This window comes from Lentzea sp. NPDC092896 (assembly GCF_044754905.1).
In the GTDB taxonomy this organism is placed as follows: Bacteria; Actinomycetota; Actinomycetes; order Mycobacteriales; family Pseudonocardiaceae; genus Lentzea.
The window spans coordinates 817,229-836,067 of the sequence record NZ_JBIVPX010000001.1 but is presented as its reverse complement, the minus strand read 5'-3'; the positions used below and the strand labels follow the sequence as shown (position 1 = coordinate 836,067).

The 18,839-nt window shown below is 70.4% G+C and carries 6 protein-coding genes (1 of these 6 cut by a window edge); all 6 read right to left on the bottom strand.

From position 1 onward, the window contains the following. Positions 1 to 4: 4 nt before the first annotated feature. A complete protein-coding gene (locus tag ACIQF0_RS03520; protein ID WP_319973429.1) occupies positions 5 to 676 on the bottom strand; it encodes a PAS domain-containing protein in 672 nt (223 codons plus the stop codon). Between the two features lie 351 nt (positions 677 to 1,027). Next, positions 1,028 to 3,700, bottom strand: coding sequence for an ATP-binding protein (locus tag ACIQF0_RS03515; RefSeq protein ID WP_401027676.1), 2,673 nt, complete (start codon positions 3,698 to 3,700; stop codon positions 1,028 to 1,030). Continuing rightward, positions 3,700 to 6,297, bottom strand: coding sequence for a LuxR C-terminal-related transcriptional regulator (locus tag ACIQF0_RS03510; RefSeq protein WP_401023995.1), 2,598 nt, complete (start codon positions 6,295 to 6,297; stop codon positions 3,700 to 3,702). Before ACIQF0_RS03510 ends, ACIQF0_RS03515 begins: the two co-directional genes overlap by 1 nt. A 153-nt stretch (positions 6,298 to 6,450) precedes the next feature. Next, positions 6,451 to 6,900, bottom strand: coding sequence for a hypothetical protein (locus tag ACIQF0_RS03505; protein WP_360030638.1), 450 nt, complete (start codon positions 6,898 to 6,900; stop codon positions 6,451 to 6,453). Positions 6,901 to 6,974: 74 nt separating this feature from the next. Further along, positions 6,975 to 8,672 carry a 3-hydroxyacyl-CoA dehydrogenase family protein gene (locus tag ACIQF0_RS03500; protein WP_401023992.1) on the bottom strand — a complete coding sequence of 566 codons (1,698 nt, stop codon included), beginning with the start codon at positions 8,670 to 8,672 and terminating at the stop codon, positions 6,975 to 6,977. 14 nt (positions 8,673 to 8,686) lie between these two features. Next, on the bottom strand, positions 8,687 to 18,839 hold the 3' end of the coding sequence (locus ACIQF0_RS03495; protein ID WP_401023989.1) for an SDR family NAD(P)-dependent oxidoreductase. The gene runs 19,628 nt beyond the window's last position; the window shows 10,153 of its 29,781 coding nt (coding positions 19,629–29,781); its start codon lies off the right edge, out of view — the gene reads right to left on this strand; its stop codon occupies positions 8,687 to 8,689.

The following is an 18,839-nucleotide window of genomic DNA, read 5'->3' as shown; positions in this document are numbered from 1 at the left end:
CGGCCTACTTGATGTAGTCGGCGGAGACCCGGGGCGGCCAGCTGGCGACGCTGAGCACGCCGAGGCTGTAGGCGCGCGAGACGAGGGCGGCGCGGTTGGGGGCCTTGAGCTTCTTGAGCATCGTGCCGACGTGGTACTCGACGCCCTGGCGCGACAGGAACAGCCGCGACGCGAGGCGCACGGTCGACTCGCCGGTGGCGATGCCCTCGAGGATGCGGGCGTCGAGCTCGGTGAGGATGCGGTTGCGGTCGACCACGACGGCGTTGGGCTGCTCGCCCTTCTCCGGGTTCACGACGACGACGAACTGCACCAGGCCGCCGTGCACGTCGTGGACGGCGATGCCGGTGATGTCACCGGTGAAGACGGCGTGGCGCGGGCCGATGCCGGCTAGGTGCTCCACGAAGCGCTGGCGGCGGCCCTCGACGAGGCGGTCGAACTGCTTGCGCATCGGGCCGTGCACGCCGGGGTGCAGCAGCTCGTAGAAGCTGCGGCCGAGCAGTGACTCGCGGGAGTGGCCGAACTGGGTCACGAAGTCGTCGTTGGCCTCGACCACGCGCAGCTGCAGGTCGAGACGGGCGAGGCAGAGACCGGAGCGTTCGAGCAGTGAGCGGAACACGTCCGCGTCCGGAACGGCGATCTGGTCGGTTGCGAGAGAACCAGCGGCAACAGTGTGCATCAGAGAGAATCCCTCTCGTGCAGAAGTGAAACTTGAGGCGGCCACAAGGCGATCTAGAACTATTTCCCGATTCTCACCTTGACACGTTGAATCGTAGGAAGATCTGCCGAACCCGGTCAACGAGGTGTGAGGGGTGGCCCCTAATGTTGTGGTAGGGGTGGGCCGGGGGTTCGGGGAGGCGTCCGCGTATTTCGGTAGGGCGTTTCGGGTGCGTCTCACCTGATGGCGCGCCACGGCCCTGAACTGCGAAGATGCCCACGCGACCGATCGAGACGCCACCGCGCGGTAACTGAGGCACAGCTCAACTGTGCGGCACATGCGCACAAGAAATTCGTAGATGTGTCGCCGGTGTTACGCGTGGGGCGGGTAGGCCCTGGCGAGTGCGCCGGGCAGTTCCGTGCGCCGGCGGATGCCGAGCTTGCGGAACGAGTTCGTGAGGTGCTTTTCGATCGCCCGCGAGGTCACGGCGAGTTCGTCCGCTATTTCCGCGTTGGTGAGACCGCGGATCACGAGTCCGGCGACTTTGAACTCGGCGCGGGTCAGCGCCACGACGATGCCGGGTGAATTACCGTCGAGTTCCTTCGCGATTCTTTGAGCCAGTCTTTCGGCGCCGCTTTCCAGCGCGAGCTGATACGCGTCGCTGAGACGGCGTTGCGCCTGAGGGTCGCCGTCGGCGCGTTCGCGCGCGCCTAGGTGCAGCAGCGTCTTGGCCCGTTCGAACGGGTTGGCGTGCAGGACCTCGACGGCCTCGCGCAGCATCTCGAGGCCCTGGCCGCCGGGCGTGTAGCGGCCGAGCACGGTGAGGGCCCGCCCGATGCCGAGCGGCGCGCCCCACTCGACGGCGCGGTCCCAGCCGGCCATCGCGGCTTGTCTCGCGGCCGCGAAGTCGCCGAGCTGAGCATGTAGCCGTGCGACGTACACGCACCAGGGCAGCAGCACGGGATTGCGCCACCCGGCTGCGTCGAACACGCGCCCGCAGTCCTGGAGGCGTTCGAGCGCCTGCGCGTGCTCCCCCGCCAACGCCTCGCCCATCGCGTGCAGCATGCGGTACACGGCCTCCACGCCGGCGGGTTCGTCGCGATCGGGCCGGGAGGCGAGGAGTTTCGCGATCAGTCCGGGGTCACGCAGGTCCACGGCGACGGCGATGAGCCCGATCGCGGCGGTCGTGGTGTCGCCGCGCCAGTCCAGCACGGCGAGGTCGACGGCGTGTTCGGCGGCCGCGCGGGCCTCCCCCGGTTTGCCGAGGTGCATGAACACGAACGACTGCTGGGCGCGGATCAGGGCCTGCTCGACGGTGGTCGTCGCCTGCCCGAACGCCTGGTCGAGCCACGGCACGGCCTCGTGCGCGGCGTCGGCGGCGGCGAGGACCTTGATGAGCAACGGCAGTGCGGTGTGCACGTGCGTGGGGTGCGGCGGTTCCTGGCGCAGCACGGTCCGTGCGATCGCCGCGACCTCGTGCGCGGGCAGGCGGGCCGTGAGCATGGCGGCGTCGAGCAGCACGATCTGCAGTTCGCGTTCGCCGGGGGTGGCGCCGCTGATCTGCTGGAGGCGGTGCGCGGAGTCGGCGAGCAGCGCGGGGTCGGAGTGCCAGGCATACCGTTGCCGAGCCTCGAGCCGGTACGCGAGTTCCTGGTTGTGGGTGAGGCCGGCGGCGACGTGGTCGATGAGGTCGCGCACGGGCCGGGGCGCGGAGCCGAGGGCGGTCGGCGCGATCCGCACGAGCGCGGCCGCCCGTTCCTCGACCTCGCGGAACAACGGCACCGCGTAGGAGATGTGCCGGACGGAGGCCGCGGGGTCGAAGAGGCGTTCGGCGGTGGCGAGGTCGACGAGCAGCCGGGCGCGTTGCTCGGAATCCCTTGCCACGTCCCGCAACGCGCGGCGCAGATAGCGGGCGGCGACCTCGGGCGCGCCCCTGCGCAACGCGGTCGCGGCGGCTTCGCCGAGCGCCTCGATCGCCCACGGACCCTGCGCGGCGGTGACGGTGAGCAGCCGGGCCGCGACCTGTTCGGCGGGCCTGCCGTTGTCGTGCAACAGCTTCACGGCCTTGGCCTGCCAGTCGTCGCGTTCGCCGACGGGCATCGACTCCTCGATCGCGTCCCTGATCACCGGCCTGCCGAGGACGAGACCGGCCTGGTCGAGGACGCGCTGGGCCTCGCCCGCCTGCCGGTCGGTGAGCCCGGCGAGCCTGCCGACGAGCTCGTCCTCCCCGAGCACGGCCGCGGCCTTGGCGAAGTCCTGGGCGAAGAACGGCTGGGTGGCAAGGTCGCGCACGAGCCGTTCCTTGAGCCGCGCGGGCCGCAGTTCCCGGACGTGCGGGACCTGGTCGGCGGTGGGGCTGGTGACGTGGTGCAGCACCGCGCACAGGAACATCGGGTTGCCGCCGGTCACGGCGTGGCACGCGGCGACGAAGTCCTCGTCGGGGCGCCGGCCGGTGCGGTGTTCGACGAGTTCGGCGACCGCCCGCGGCGACAGCGGTTCCGGGCGGATCTCGGTGCTCCCGGGCAGTCCGCGCGTGCTGTCCCTGGTGGCCGCGACGAGCAGCACCGGCTCGCTGTCCAGCACCGCGGCGACCGTCACCAGCCAGTGCAGCGACGGGTCGTCGGCCCACTGGAGGTCGTCGATCAGCAGCAGTACCGGCTGCTCCGCGCCGATCGCCCGCAGCAGCGCGGTGAGTCCGCTGATCGCCGCCTCCTGCACGGCGAACACCGAGTCGACCGGCGTGTCCTCCTCGAACACCGGTCTCGCGAGGCCCGCCGGGCCGCTGAGCAGGCGAGCGCCGTCCTGAGCCAGCACGGGGTCCAGCAGCTGGCGGGCGACGCCGAACGCGAAGTCCCGCTCCAGCGCGGAACAGGTGGCCGTGAGCACGCGGAAGCCGGTGGCCCGCGCCCGCAGCGCGTCGAGCAGCGCGGACTTGCCGCAGCCGAGCGGTCCGGTGACGACGATCCGGCCGCCGCTCCCCCGGCGGGCGCGGTCCAGCGCCTCAGTCAGCCGGCGCAGTTCGCCGGTGCGTTCGAGCAGGATCATCACGAGGCCAGGTAGTCCGCCAGCTCCGCACGGCTGGAGATCCCGAGTTTGCGGTAGGCGCGGGTCAGGTGCACCTCGACGGTCCGCAGCGTGACGAACAGGTGGTCGGCGATCTCCCGGTTCGTCACGCCGGCCGCCGCCAGGTCCACGACCTTGCGCTCGCTGGCCGTCAGCACCGCCAGTCGGTCCACAGTGGACGGCACGCGCATCCGCCCTCCGACGCCGAGCAGCAACGTCCTGGCCGAGTCCGCGAGTGCTCCGCTGCCGGCCCGCAACGCCAGCCCGACGGCGGCCCGCAGGTGCGCTCGCGCCTGCCGGGGATCGCCCGCGCCGGACCACCGCTGGCCCAGCAGCAGTTCGGTCCGCGCCTGCTGGATGAGCGACGGCACCGCGGCGAACCCGTCCGCGGCGGCCCTGGCCATGTCCATCGCGCCGGGCCCGATCGTCGTGTAGGCGCGTGCCAGCAACGAGAACGCGGCCGACTCCCTGGTCGGCCAGGTCCTGGCCAGCCGGTCCGCCTCCCGCGTGGCGGCGGTGGCGTCCCGTCCGGCCAGCGTCATCACCTGCACGACGTCGATCCACGTGGGCAGCGCGCCGGGGTCGCTGAGCCCGACCGCGGACATCACCGCCTGGCAGGCCGCCATCCGTTCGGCCGCCAGCGGGACGTCGTCCTGCACGAACGCGAGCCAGCCGGACGCGCGCAGGTACTCGCGGTGCACCGGGGTGAGGTGCCGGACGTCGTCCTCGTCGACCTCGTCGAGCAGCTTCTCCGCGAGCGGGGTGTTGCCGGTCTGCAACGACAGCCAGGCCAGCAGGACGATCGCGCGCGGCAGCCGCCAGCCGCCGTCGCGCATCGCCTGGACCGCCGTCGCCGCGTCCTGGGTGGCGCGCGGGAGGTCGCCCAGCGACATGTGGACGAGCGCGCGCTGCACGAGCGATCGGCAGCGGGCGAGCGAGTCCCCGTTGCCGGCGAAGGCGTCCACGGCCCGATCAAGCACGGAAAGCGCTTCCCCAGCATGGCCCGCCACGCGCAGAACCGTTGCGGCGGAGAGCATCGACCAGTCGGTGAGCGCCTCGGAGTCGACGAGGGCGGCCCGCGCGTACCCGACGGCGGCGTCCATCGCTCCCCCGCCGCGCATGACGGCCTCCGCGACGACGCCGAGCAGACACCGTTGTGCCGTGGTGTCTCCCGCCGGCGGTGGCGTGGCCCTGGCGACGGCCGCCGCGACCACGCGGGCGTCGTCGAGGTCGATCGACAGCTGCACGGCGTCGAGCAGCGTCACCAGGTCCGCGGACAGCGCGGGATCCCTGGCCAGCCGCAGGAACGTGCGGGTGCGCCCGGTCAGCGCGTGCTTCACGGCGAGCGCGGCCCGCAGCTCCGGATCGGTGGTGCGGTGGAACGCGGCGGCGAGGTGTTCGCACGCCTGCGCGGGGTCGTGCCGGGACAGCTCGGTCGCGAGGTTGACCCGCAGCTCGACGTCGTCGGGGCTGAGCTCGACGAGACGGCGCAGGTAGCGGGACGCGTCCCTGGGCTGCCCGCCCGCGGCCGCCTCGTGCAGCACCTGCGACATCCAGGGCGCGTCGACGGCGGGCAGGTGGACGAGCTGGTCGGCCACGGCGCCCGCGTCGTGCCCGAACTCGTCCAGCACGACGGCCGCGCGGTGCCGCAGTTCGGCGGCCTCGGCCGGGCCGAGCACGTCGAGCACGCCCGCCCGGTACCACGCGCGGACGTGGTCGGGCAGGCCCTCGCCGAGCAGGTGGTGACGGCGCAGCGTGGAGATCCCGTTCTCGGCCACCCGCGCGGACACCCCGGCGAGCGGCCCGACGAGTTCCTCCCGGTCGACGACCACGAGCGCGGTGGCGATGGCGCGCAGGTGTTCCGGCTCGTCGCGCAACCGGCGGGCGGCGACGAGTTCGACGGACTCCTGCCGCAACGCCCGCGCGGCGCGGATGTCCGCGAGCACGGTCGTGAGGTGACTCGGGACGCCACCGGACAGGCGCAGGCACAGGTTCGTGAACACCGCGTCCGGCGGGAAGTGCAGGGTCGTGGAGATCATGTCGGCGACCTGCGGCGTGGTGAGCGGCTGCAGGTCGACCACGTGCGCACGGGCCAGATCCACGTGCAGCGGCGAGTTCTGCGACAGCACCAGGCTGACCGGTTCGGCGCCGAGCCTGCGCAGCACGAAGTCCACCCAGCGCACGGTCGCGTCGTCGCACGCGTCGAGGTCGTCGAGGACGAGGCAGACGGGCGACTGCCGCGCCAGCGCCACGACATCACGCCACATGCACCGGTACGCGCGGTAGAGAGAGGCGGCGGACGTGTCCGGCAGTTCCGGAACTCCTATGTCGGCCTGGGCGAGCATCCGGCGGGCGACGGTGAGCGGCAGGCGTTCGCCGCGGCCGCCCGCGCTCAGCACCGTTGTCCCGGCCCGGGTCTCGGTCCCGGTGGCCAGGCGCAGGACGGCGGACTTGCCGGAGCCACGACCACCGCGCACGAGCACGGCCTGCGCGCCCCTGCCCCGACGGGCCGCGGTCGTGTGGTGCGCCACCGCGGTGAGCACGCTCTCACGACCGAAGAGCTCCGACTGGTCGTCCACCACCTACCGCCTCAGGCTCGAAGAGTGACCCTGCGCCGAGGATAATTGCCCCAGGTGACCGGACCGCAAACTCCGCGAGGCAAGTGTCAAAGTCTGGCACGGTGATTCCGCATTGTGCGGGTGGCGAATCCACCGCCGGTTCCAGTCAGTGAACTAATACGCCACAACGCGGCCGGGCACAACCCGGTAGAGGCTCGGTTTCTCCGGGAGGAACGCGAGCCCGAAGCGGGTGAGGAACTCGCCGAAGGCCGCGTCCACGAAGTCGTCGTCCGGCAGGCCGTCCCACGTCTCGGCGGCGGCCCGCGCGACGTCGACGGCGGTGCTGTCGTAGACGACGAGATCCGGCAGGTCGCCCGCGAAGTAGCCGCGTGCCAGCGAGATCGGCGACGAGCTGTCGTCGAGGAACCCCACCACGTCCCACCTGCCCTCGGTCGCCTCGCTCAGCGCGAGACGGGCGGCGACCTCGGACGAGGTGGCGTAGGTGACGCGGTAGCCGCGGCGCACCAGTTCCTCGATCACCGCGAGCGCCGGTAGTGCCTGGCCCTGCGCGGGATTGGCGAAGATCGCCACGTGCCGCCGTCGGGTGCCGACCTCCTCGGCCATCGTTGATGACCACCTCTCTGCGAACGACGTGCTGCCTGATGCCGTTGTACGGCATTCAATGCCAGGGGAATGCCTCACTTTCCTTTGTTCCCGAGCCGGAATCCGCTGCCCGTTTTCTGCCCGAGGTGACCTGAGGCGACGAGCCGTCGCAGTTCCTCTGCGGGTGCGGGTTCTCCGGTGGGAGAGGCCGCGCTCAGCGTCTCCAGAATGGCGAGCGAGATGTCGAGCCCAATGGTGTCGAGGAGGGTGAAGGGGCCCATCGGGTGGTGGAACGCGGTCACGATCGCGGTGTCGATCTCGTCGACCGTGACGTCGGTGCGGCCGAGCATGCGAATGGCGTCGTTCAGGTACGGGAACAGCACGTGGTTCACGATGAACCCGACGCGGTCCGCGCAGTCCACTCCGGTCTTGCGCAGCCACTTCACCAGCGCGTGGGCGGTGGCGTGCACGTCGTCGGCGGTGTGGCTGGTGCGGACGATCTCGACGAGCTTCATGACCGGCGCGGGGTTGAAGAAGTGCAGCCCGATGACGTCCCGCGGGCGGCTCGTGACGTTCGCGCAGTCGGTGACGGAAAGGCTCGACGTGGTGGTGGCGATGATGGCGCCGGATTTGACGGCGGCGTCGATGCCTTGCAGCACGGCGCTTTTCACGGCCATGTCCTCGGCGACGGCCTCGATGACGATGTCGGCGTCGGCGAGCGTCTCGTAGCCCGTGCCGGCGGTGAGCCTCGCGAGGACGTCCTCACGGTCCTGTTCGGACATCCTGCCCTTCTGCACGAGTCTGGTCAGGGACGAACAGATCTGCTGGCGCGCGGCCTCGGCCTTGTCCGGGGTGCGGGCGACGAGCGTGGTGGGAATGCCCGCCACGATCAGGACTTCCGCGATGCCCCTGCCCATCAGCCCGGCGCCGACGACACCGGCACGGCGGATCTCACGTGGTTCGCCGTCGCTCACACGGTTGCGGGGCGGGGGCTGGATCTCGCCGCGGCCGTCGTACCGGTGGAAGCCCCTGCCCGTTTTCCGCCCGAGGTGCCCTTCCTCGACCTTGCGGTCCAGCAGCGGGGACGGGACGTAGTCGGCGGAGCCGGTGCTGTCGTGGAGGTGGTGGAGAGCGTTGCGGACGGTGTCCAGTCCGATCAGGTCGAGCAGGTGCAGCGGGCCGAACTTGAGGCCACAGCCCAGTTTCAATGCGGCGTCGAGGTCCTCGACGGTCGCGTAGCCCTCGTCGGCGAGGTTCATCGTGCGGTTCATGCACGCGTACAGCAGCGCGGTGGCCGCCTCGACCGGCCGGCAGCCGAGACTCACGAGCTCGGTTCCCGCCAGCCGGACTGCCTTGCGTGCCAGGTGAAACGCCTCCGGGGAGACCATGGACGTGCCGATCAGGCTCGCGTGCCGCCCGTACGGCGGAGGGATGGAGTAGCGCAGTCCGACGACGCGGTCCGGCGCGCCGGACGCGATGGCGAGTTTCGCCACGGACAGCGTCGAGGTGGCGGTGAGGAAGACCGTGCCCGGCGCGCACTGGTCGGCGAGCTGCCGCAGCACGGTCTCCTTGACGCCGAAGTCCTCCGGCAGGGCCTCGATGACGAGGTCGGCCCGCTTGAGGTCGACCAGCTCCGTCGCGAGGCCCAGCCGGGAACCGCCGAGCCTGTCGTGGACGCGCGCCAGCACCTCGAGATCGCTGTCCACGCCGATCACCTCGGCCCCGTTCGCGAGCAGGACCTGCGCGAGGCCCTCACCGAGGCTGCCGAGCCCCACCACACCGATCACGAGCATGTCCGTCTCCTAGCCTAGAGACCGAGTTCTTCGTCGAGCATCGCGAACATCTCGTCGTCCGAAGCCGACTCGAAGTCCTTCTCGGTGCTGGTGTTCTTCGCCCACTTCGTGCGCAGGACGTCGAGCCGTCCGGCGATCTGCTGGTGCAGCGCGGGATCCACGCTGGCCGCGGCGAGCGCCTTCTCGAACGCGTCGAGGTCGGCGAGCACGCTCGGCAGCCCGGCGGCCGGCGCGTCGGCCAGCAGCTCGGTCCTGAGGTGGGCCACCAGGTCGTTCGGCGTCGGGTAGTCGAACACCAGCGTGGCGGGCAGCCGTAGCCCCGTCGCGCCGCCGAGCCGGTTGCGCAGTTCGACCGCGGTGAGCGAGTCGAAGCCGAGCTCCTGGAACTGGCGGTCGCCCTCGATCTGCTCGTTCTCGCCGTGGCCGAGCACCTCGGCGACCTGGCCTCGCACCAGGTCCAGCAACGCGTCGGTGCGTCCCTGGTCGGTGAGCGCGGTCAGGCGGGCGATCAGCGAGTCCGCCGTTTCCTGGCCTGCCACGGCCTTCTTCGACCTGGTGCGCACGAGTCCGCGCAGCAGCGGTGCGACCTCGTGGTTGCGCAGGACCGCGAAGTCCAGCTTGACCGGAAGTGTCGCCGCGGCACCGGTTTCGAGCGCCTCGTCGAACAGGGTGACGCCGAGTTCCCGCGTGATCGCCGGCATGCCGGAGCGAGCCATGCGTTCGGCGTCCTGGGCACTGAGCATGCCGGTGTCCCAGGCGCCCCAGGCCATGCTTGTCGCCTTCTTGTTGTGCGCCTTGCGCAGTGCCGCGAGGGCGTCGAGGAAGGCGTTGGCCGCCGCGTAGTTGGCCTGACCCGCGTTGCCGAACGTGCCGGCGACGCTGCTGAACAGGATCAGGGTGGCCTGCGGTGCCAGTTCGTGCAGGTACCAGGCGGCGTCGACCTTCGGCTGGAGCACCGGGCCGATGCGGTCCAGCGTCAGGGATTCGATGGTGGCGTCGTCCAGGACGCCCGCCGCGTGGACGATCGTCGCCGGGTTGTGCGCCTTGAGCAGCGCGGCGAGATCGTCGCGGTCACTGACGTCGCAGGCCGCCACCATGACGTTCGCCTCGAGGTCGCTGACGTCCGCCTGGCCGGTGCGGCTCGCGAGGACGAGGTCCTGGACGCCGTGGTTCTCGACGAGGTGCTTCGCGATGATCCGGCCGAGACCGCCCGTGCCACCGGTGATGAGCACCTTGCCGTAGTCGATGGTCGTCTCGCCGCGTTCCGCCCTGGCGAGGCGGCCGCCGAGGATCTCGCCGTCGCGGACGACGATCTGCGGTTCCTCGGCCTGGATCGCCTGCCGCAGCACGGCGAGGCTGGAGCGCTGGTCGTCGACGTCGAGCAACCCGAACGTGCCGGGGTGCTCGGACTGCGCGGCCCTGACGAGTCCCCAGACCGCCGCTGCCACGGGGTCGGGTGCTTCCCCGCTGGTCGCCGCGATCGCGTTCTTCGTGACGAACCAGAGCCTTCCCGGCCTGTTCGCCGTGATCCACTGCTGGACGTTGACCAGGGCGTCGCTCACGGCGGCGTGCGTGGACTCCACGACGTCGTCCGAGAGCGCCTTGACCTCGGTGAGGACGACCTCGGCGTCGGCGGTCTCGATGGAGTCGTAGACGCGTCCGGCGACGAAGTGGTCGACCAGTCCGAAGTGGTCCTCGCCCGCGATCGCCACGGTGGCGTTGACGGGTTCGGTGGCGTCGATCGGCGTCCAGCCGAGCGTGAACAGGGCGTCGCGGGTGGTGTTCTCGTTGAGCTGCCCCGTGTTGACGGCGCGGACCACGAGCGACCGGACCTCGGCGACCGGGTTGCCCTGCGGGTCGGCGACGACGACGTGCATCGCGCCGCTGTCGTTCCTGGTCATCCTGACCCGGACCGCTGCCGCACCGGTGGCGTGGATCTTCACGCCCTCCCAGCTGAACGGCAGCCCCGCTCCCCCGTCGCCTTCCTGCAGCAGCGCGGTGTGCAGCGTGGCGTCGAGCAGCGCCGGGTGGAGTCCGAACGCGCCGGGTTCGACGCCGTCGGGCAGCGCGACCTCCGCGAGGACGGCACCTTCGTGGCGCCACGCGTTCTTGAGGCCCTGGAACGTGTCCCCGTAGGCGAACCCGATCTCGGCGAACTTGTCGTAGACCCCGTCCAGTTCGATCGGCTCCCCTAGCGGCCACTCGGTCAGCGCGGTGCCGCGGCTCGCGCTGCTGCTGAGCGTGCCGCCGGCGTTCTCGGTCCACGGCAGGTCGGTGTCCTCGGGCCTGCTGTAGATCGTGACCGAGCGCCTGTCGTCCTCCTCGGCGCCGATCGCGACCTGGATCTGCACGCCGCCCTGCTCGGGCAGCAACAGCGGTGCCGCGATCGTGAGCTCTTCCAGCGTGTCGAGCCCGAGTTCCTCACCGGCCTTGAGCGCCACCTCGACCAGCGCCGCACCGGGCACGAGCGCCCGTCCCATGATCACGTGGTCGGCGAGCCAGGCGTGCGTCCGCAGCGAGATCCGGCTGGTGAACAGGTGCCCGTCCTGCCCGGCGAGCTGCACCGCCGCACCGAGCAACGGGTGCCCGACGCTGCCGAGACCGGCCGCCTTCACATCGGTCGCACCCTCCACGACCTTCGGCCAGTACGACTGCCGGCGGAACGCGTAGGTGGGCAGGTCGATCTTCCTGGCCTGGCCGAGCAACGGCGTCCAGTCGACCTTGGCGCCCTCGACGTGAGCCTGGCCGAGCGCGGTGAGGAACCGCGTGACCTCGTTCTCGTTCCGCCTGATCGTCGGAATCGCTCCGTCGACCAGCGGGGTGAGCGCCGCGTCGGGCCCGATCTCCAGGAACGTCTTGTCTCCCAGCGCGGTCACGTTGTCGTGGAACCGCACGGCGTCCCGGACGTGGCCGACCCAGTAGTCGATCGTCGTCGGGTCACCGCTGGTCTGGAACGCGATCGCCGGTTCGCTGAAGGTGATCTCGCTGATCGCCTCCCGGAAGTCCGGCAGCATCGGCTCCATCAACGGCGAGTGGAACGCGTGACTCACCTTGAGCTGCTTGTACTTCCACTGCTTGGCGATCTTGAGGACCTCGTCCTCCTCGCCCGCCAGCACCACGGTCCGCGGCCCGTTGACGGCCGCGATCGACACGTTGCCCGTCAGGTACGGCGTCACCTCCTCCTCCGAGGCGATGACGGACACCATCGCGCCGCCCTGAGGCAACGCCTGCATGAGCGCGGCCCGCGCCGTGATGAGCTGACAAGCGTCTTCCAGCGTCAGCACCCCGGCGACGTGCGCCGCCGCGACCTCACCGATCGAGTGCCCGGCAACGTGATCCGGCCTGACCCCGAACGACTCGACCAGCCGGTACAACGCGACCTCGACGGCGAACAGCGCCGGCTGCGCGAACCCGGTCTGGTTCAGCGCCTCCTGGTCCTCACCCCACATGACCTCGCGGAGTGCGGGGTCGAGGTGCTGCAACGCGTCGTCGAGCGCCTCGGCGAACACGGGATACGCCTCGTACAGCTCACGGCCCATGCCGATCCGCTGCGACCCCTGCCCGCTGAACAGGAACGCCACCGGCTTCCTGCTCACCGCCCCACGAGCCACGACCTCACCGCCGAGCACCACGGCCCGGTGATCGAACAACGTCCTGGCCGTCAGCAACGAGTACGCGACGTCCTTCGCAGCTCCTCGGGCCTGCCTGATCCGCTCGACCTGGCCGTCCAGCGCCGCCTCGCTCCGAGCCGAGACGATCCACGGCACCAGGCTGCGTCCCTGGGCCGAGTCGCCCCCGAGCGCCGAGTTGTCCACAGCCGCCGAGTTGTCCACAGATTCCCGCGCGTCCCCCTGACCAGCATTTTCATCGCGTACGCTGGAAATTGGGGGGATCCCCAAGCCTCCAGGCGCTTCCAAGATCACGTGCGCGTTCGTGCCGCTGATGCCGAACGACGACACCGCCGCCCGCCGCGCCCGCTCCACCGCAGGCCACGCGGTGTTCTCCTGCACCAGCTCGACCGCGCCCTCGCTCCAGTCGACGTGCGACGAAGGCGTCGAAGCGTGCAAGGTCCGCGGCAACACCCCGTGCCGCATCGCCTGCACCATCTTGATGATGCCCGCGACACCGGCCGCCGCCTGCGTGTGCCCGATGTTCGACTTGATGCCACCGAGCAGCAGCGGCACGTCCCGATCCTGCCCGTACGTCGCCATCAGCGCCTGCGCCTCGATGGGGTCACCCAACGAAGTACCCGTGCCATGCGCCTCGACAGCATCGACATCAGCAGCAGACAACCCAGCAGACGCCAACGCCTGCCGAATCACCCTCTGCTGCGACGGCCCGTTAGGCGCCGTCAGCCCGTTGGACGCGCCATCCTGGTTGATCGCAGAACCACGCACGACCGCCAGAACCGTGTGCCCCAAACGCACCGCATCCGACTGACGCTCCAACACGAGCAGACCAACACCCTCAGACCAACCGACACCATCAGCCGTGTCCGAGAACGCCTTGCACCGCCCGTCCTCAGACAACCCACGCTGACGGGAGAACCCGACGAACGACCCCGGCGTCGACATCACGGTCACACCACCGGCCAACGCCAACGAGCACTCACCGGCCCGAAGAGCCTGCATCGCCCAGTGCAGCGCCACCAACGACGACGAGCACGCGGTGTCGATCGACACCGACGGCCCCTCAAGCCCGAGCGCGTAGGACACGCGCCCAGAGATCACCGAAGGCGACGCACCGGTCGAACCGAAGCCCTCGGTGTCCGCACCGCCGATGAGCTGCGTGTAGTCGTTGTACATGACACCGGCGAACACACCGGTGGAGCTGCCACGCAACGATGCCGGCGCGATCCCGGAACGCTCCAACGCCTCCCACGCGGTCTCCAGCATGAGCCGCTGCTGCGAGTCCGTAGCGACGGCCTCACGCGGTGACATCCCGAAGAACTCCGGATCGAACTGGTCCGCGTCGTGCAGGAAGCCACCGGCCCGCACGTACGACGTGCCGGGGTGGTCGGGGTCCGGGTGGAACAACGTGTCCAGATCCCACCCGCGGTTCGTCGGGAACGGCGTGATCGCGTCGACGCCGGAAGCCACGAGGTCCCACAGGTCCTCCGGCGACGACACTCCACCGGGGTAGCGGCAGGCCATGCCGACGATCACGATCGGATCGTCCGAAGTGGACACCAGCGCGGGCAGGTCCGAGACGTCCGTGACCGCTCCGAGCAGCTCGTCCTTCAGATACCCGGCCAGTTGCGCCGACGACGGGTAGTCGAACACCACGGTCGCCGGCAGCTTGAGCCCGGTGACCGCCGTGAGCCGGTTGCGCAGCTCGACCGCGGTCAGCGAGTCGAACCCGAGCTCCTGGAACGCCCGCGCCGGGTCGACCGCCGCGATCGTGTCGTAGCCGAGCACGGCCGCGACCTCGCCACGAACCAGGTCCACCAACGCCTCGCCCCGTCCGGCTTCGTCCAGAACGGACAGTCGCTGCACCAGCCCGGACGCCGTCTCCGATCCGGCGACCTTGCGCCGCGCCTTGACCCGGATCAGCCCGCGCAGCAACGGTTTCACGTCGCCGTTCTGCTTCAGCGCCGCCAGGTCGAGCCGCACCGGAACCACCGCGGGTTCCGTTCCGGCGACCGCCGCGTCGAACAACCGCAGCCCCAGCTCGGACGAGATGGCCGGCATGCCGGAGCGCTGCATCCGTTCGGCGTCCTCGGCCGACACCATGCCGGTGTCCCAGGCGCCCCACGCCAGCGACACGCCGGGCAGCCCGTTGAGCCGCCGGTGCGCGGCCAGCGCGTCGAGGAACGCGTTGCCGGCGGCGTAGTTGCCCTGCCCGGCGTTGCCGAACACTCCGGCAGCCGACGAGAAGACCACGAACTTCGACGCCTCGCCGGCGAGATCGTGCAGGTTCAGCGCCGCATCCACCTTGGCACGCAACACGGAATCAACCCGCTCCGGCGTGAGCGACTCGATCACACCGTCGTCCAGCACACCGGCAGCGTGCACGACGCCGCGAACCTTGTGCTGCTTCAGCACCTCCCACAACGCGGCCCGGTCAGCGGCATCGCAGGCGACGACAGAAACCTTCGCACCCAACGCTTCCAGCTCGCTCACGTCGCCAGAACCGCTGCGACTCACCAGCACCAGCTCGGTGACCCCGTGCGTCTCCACCAGATGCCGGGCCACGATCCGGCCAAGTCCGCCAGTGCCGCCCGTGATCAGCACCGGGCTCTCCCAGCCGGCGTCCTCAGTCTCGCCCGCGACCCGTCCAAGACGCGCCGCCCGGGCCTCGCCGTCCCGCACGACCAGCTGCGGTTCGTCGAGGTCCAGCACCCCGAGCAGCGTCGCGAGCGACGACTCCTCGGCGTCCAGGTCGATCAACCCGAACCGGTCCGGGTGCTCGGTCTGCGCGGTCCGCAGCAGTCCCCACACCGCCGCGCCGGCCAGGTCATCACCCCCGACCGCACCGCGCGTGACGAACACCAGCCGCCCGTCGCGGTCCTCGCGAATCCATTCTTGGACCAGCTCCAACGCCCGGTGCGTCACGGCCCGCACCGACTCCGCGTTCTGCTCCCCCGCGACCGGCACGAGCACGACGTCCGTGTCCGCCAGGGAAAGCAGGCCCTCGACCCGTCCGACGGACAGCCCGAGCGCGTCCGGCCCGAGCACGCTGACCGTCTTGCCCGCCTCGGCCGGCGGCACCGCGACAGGCGTCCACCGCACCGCGAACATCGCGTCCAGCTCTGCCGGCTGCTCGGCCGCGACGGCCCGCATCACCAGCGACTCAACGGACGCCACCGGGTTGCCGGCCGGGTCGGCGAGCGCGATCCGCAGCCCGTTGCCGTCGCGGGTCATCTTGACCCGCAAAGACGTCGCCGCGGTCGCGTGCAGCGACACGTTCTCCCACGCGAACGGCAGCCCGGCCGACCCGCTCTCGTCGAGCAGCGAGGCGTGCAGCGCGGCGTCGAGCAACGCCGGGTGCAGCCCGAACGGCTTGACGTTGACGTCGTCCGGCAACGCCACCTCGGCGTACGTGGTGTCACCGTCCCGCCAGGCCGCCCGCAGCCCCTGGAACAGCCCGCCGTAGGCGAACCCGGCCTCCGCGAACTTCTCGTAACACCCTTCCACGTCAACGACTTCAGCCTTCGGCGGCCACACCGAGGCGTCGAACTCGACGCGCAGCTCGCCCTTGGCCAGCACGCCGCTGACCACCTGGGTCCACGGCGCGTCGGTCACCTCGTCAGGCCGCGCGTGGATGGTGAACGTCCGTCGGTCGTCACCGGCCGACACCTTCATCTGCAGCGCGAGTCCACCGTGCTCCGGCAGGATCACCGGCGCCGACAACGTCAGCTCCTCCAGCCGGTCCAGCCCGACCTCGTCCCCGGCCCGCATCGCGAGCTCGACAAGTGCCGCCCCCGGCACCATCACGCGTCCCATGATCGTGTGGTGGCGAATCCACGGATGCGTGCGTGCCGCCAGCCTGCTCGTGAACAGGAACCCTTCCCCGTCAGCGAGTTCCGCCGACGCGATCAGCAAGGGGTGCCCGACGGCGACCATGCCGATGCCGGACGCGTCGTCCCCGCCGATCCGCACCGCGGGCCAGTACCGCTGGTGGTCGAACGCGTACGTGGGCAGGTCGATCTTCCTGCCACCGACGTGGAACCCACTCCAGTCGACCTTCACCCCTTCAACGTGCAGACGGGCCAACGCCGTCAACGCCGCAACGCGCTCATCCTTGTCCTTGCGCAGCAGGGGAATCGCGTCCTCGACCAGAGCACTGAGCACCCCGTCCGGCCCGACCTCGACGAACGTGGTCGCGCCGCCATCCCTGAGCCGCTGGACGTTGTCCGTGAACCGCACCGCGTCCCGGACGTGGTTCACCCAGTAGTCAACGGTCGTGACGTCCCCACTGGCCACCACAGGAATGCCAGGCTGGTGAAGCGTGATCTCCGCGAGCGACTCGCGGAAGTCGTCCAGCATCGGCTCCATCAACGGCGAGTGGAACGCGTGCGACACCTTGAGCCGCTTGCTCTTCCACCGCCCAGCGATCGCCAGCACGTCCTCTTCCGCACCGGCGATCACCACAGACCGGGGCCCGTTGACAGCCGCGATCGACACGCCGTCCGTGAGGTGCGGCAAAACCTCGTCCTCAGATGCCTGAACCGACACCATCGCGCCACCCTCGGGCAACGCCTGCATGAGCGCCGACCGAGCCGTGACGAGCAGACACGCGTCCTCAACGCTCAACACACCGGCAACGTGCGCCGCCGCGATCTCGCCGATCGAATGCCCGGCGACCTGATCGGCCTTGACGCCCCAAGACTCCAGCAACCGGTACAGCGCCACCTCAACGGCGAACAACGCCGGCTGCGCCACCCCGGTCTGGTTCAACGCCTCCGGGTCATCTCCCCACATCACGTCCCGAACGGCGGGGTCGAGGTACATCAGCACCGCGTCCAGCGCCTCAGCGAACACGGGGAACGCCTCGTACAACTCACGCCCCATGCCAGCCCGCTGCGACCCCTGCCCGGAGAACAACACCGCGACCGACCGCTGCGACAACGCGACCCCGGACGCCAGCACCTCACCCCCGAGCACCACGGCCCGGTGGTCAAACCGCGCCCGAGTGCTCAACAACGAGTACGCCACGTCCTCAGGCGTTCCCAGAGCAGTCCTGGCCCGCTCAATCTGCCCAGGCAACGCCTCTGCAGTCCGCGCCGACACCACGAACGGCACCAGTCCGCCCCCGAGCGCCGAGTCGCCCGCGAACACCGAGTTGTCCACAGCCGCCGAGTTGTCCACAGATTCGTCTACGACCCCCTGACCAGCATTTTCATCGCGTACGCTGGAAATTGGGGGGATCCCCGAGACTCCCGGCGCTTCCAAGATCACGTGCGCGTTGGTGCCCGAGAGCCCGAACGACGAAACGCCGGCTCGGCGCGGTCGCGACACCGCAGGCCACGGCGTCGCCTCGGTGACGAGCTCGACCGCCCCCTCGCTCCAGTCGACGTGCGACGACGGCGAAGTCACGTGCAGGGTCGGCGGCACAACGCCGTTCCGCATGGCCTGCACCATCTTGATCACGCCCGCCACGCCCGCGGCGGCCTGCGTGTGCCCGATGTTCGACTTGATACCACCGAGCAGCAGCGGCACCTCCCGATCCTGCCCGTACGTCGCCAGCAACGCCTGCGCCTCGATCGGGTCACCCAAGGTCGTACCCGTGCCGTGCGCCTCAACCGTGTCGACATCAGCAACGGACAACCCAGCAGACGCCAACGCCTGCCGAATCACCCTCTGCTGCGACGGTCCGTTAGGCGCCGTAAGCCCGTTGGACGCACCATCCTGGTTGATCGCAGAACCACGCACGATCGCCAGAACCGTGTGGCCAAGTCGCACCGCATCCGACTGACGCTCCAACACGAGCAGACCGACACCCTCGGACCAGCCAACACCATCAGCGGAATCGGAGAACGCCTTGCACCGCCCGTCCTCCGACAACCCGCGCTGGCGAGAGAACCCGACGAACGCACCCGGCGTCGACATCACCGTCACACCACCGGCCAGCGCCAACGAGCACTCACCGGCCCGAAGTGCCTGCGCCGCAAGGTGCATCGCGACCAGCGACGACGAACAGGCGGTGTCGATCGACACCGACGGCCCCTCGAACCCGAACGTGTAGGACACCCGGCCCGACACCACCGAGGGCGACGTCCCGGCCCCCTGGTGCCCTTCGGAATCGGACTCCAGGATCTGCGCGTAGTCCGAGTACATGACACCGGCGAACACACCGGTTCGACTACCGCGCAACGACTGCGGGTCGATCCCGGCCCGTTCCAGCGCCTCCCAGGTCGTCTCCAGCAGGATGCGCTGCTGCCCGTCCGTGCCGAGCGCCTCCCGCGGCGACATCCCGAAGAACGCCGGATCGAACTGGTCCGCGTCGTGCAGGAAGCCACCGGCGCGCGCATAGGACGTGCCGAGATGGTCGGGATCCGGGTGGAACAGCGAGTCCAGATCCCAGCCGCGGTTCGCCGGGAACGGCGTGATCGCGTCCGTGCCCGACGCCACCAGGTCCCACAACGTCTCCGGCGACGTCACGCCACCGGGGAACCGGCAGGCCATGCCAACGATCACGATCGGATCGTCCGAAGTGGACACGAGC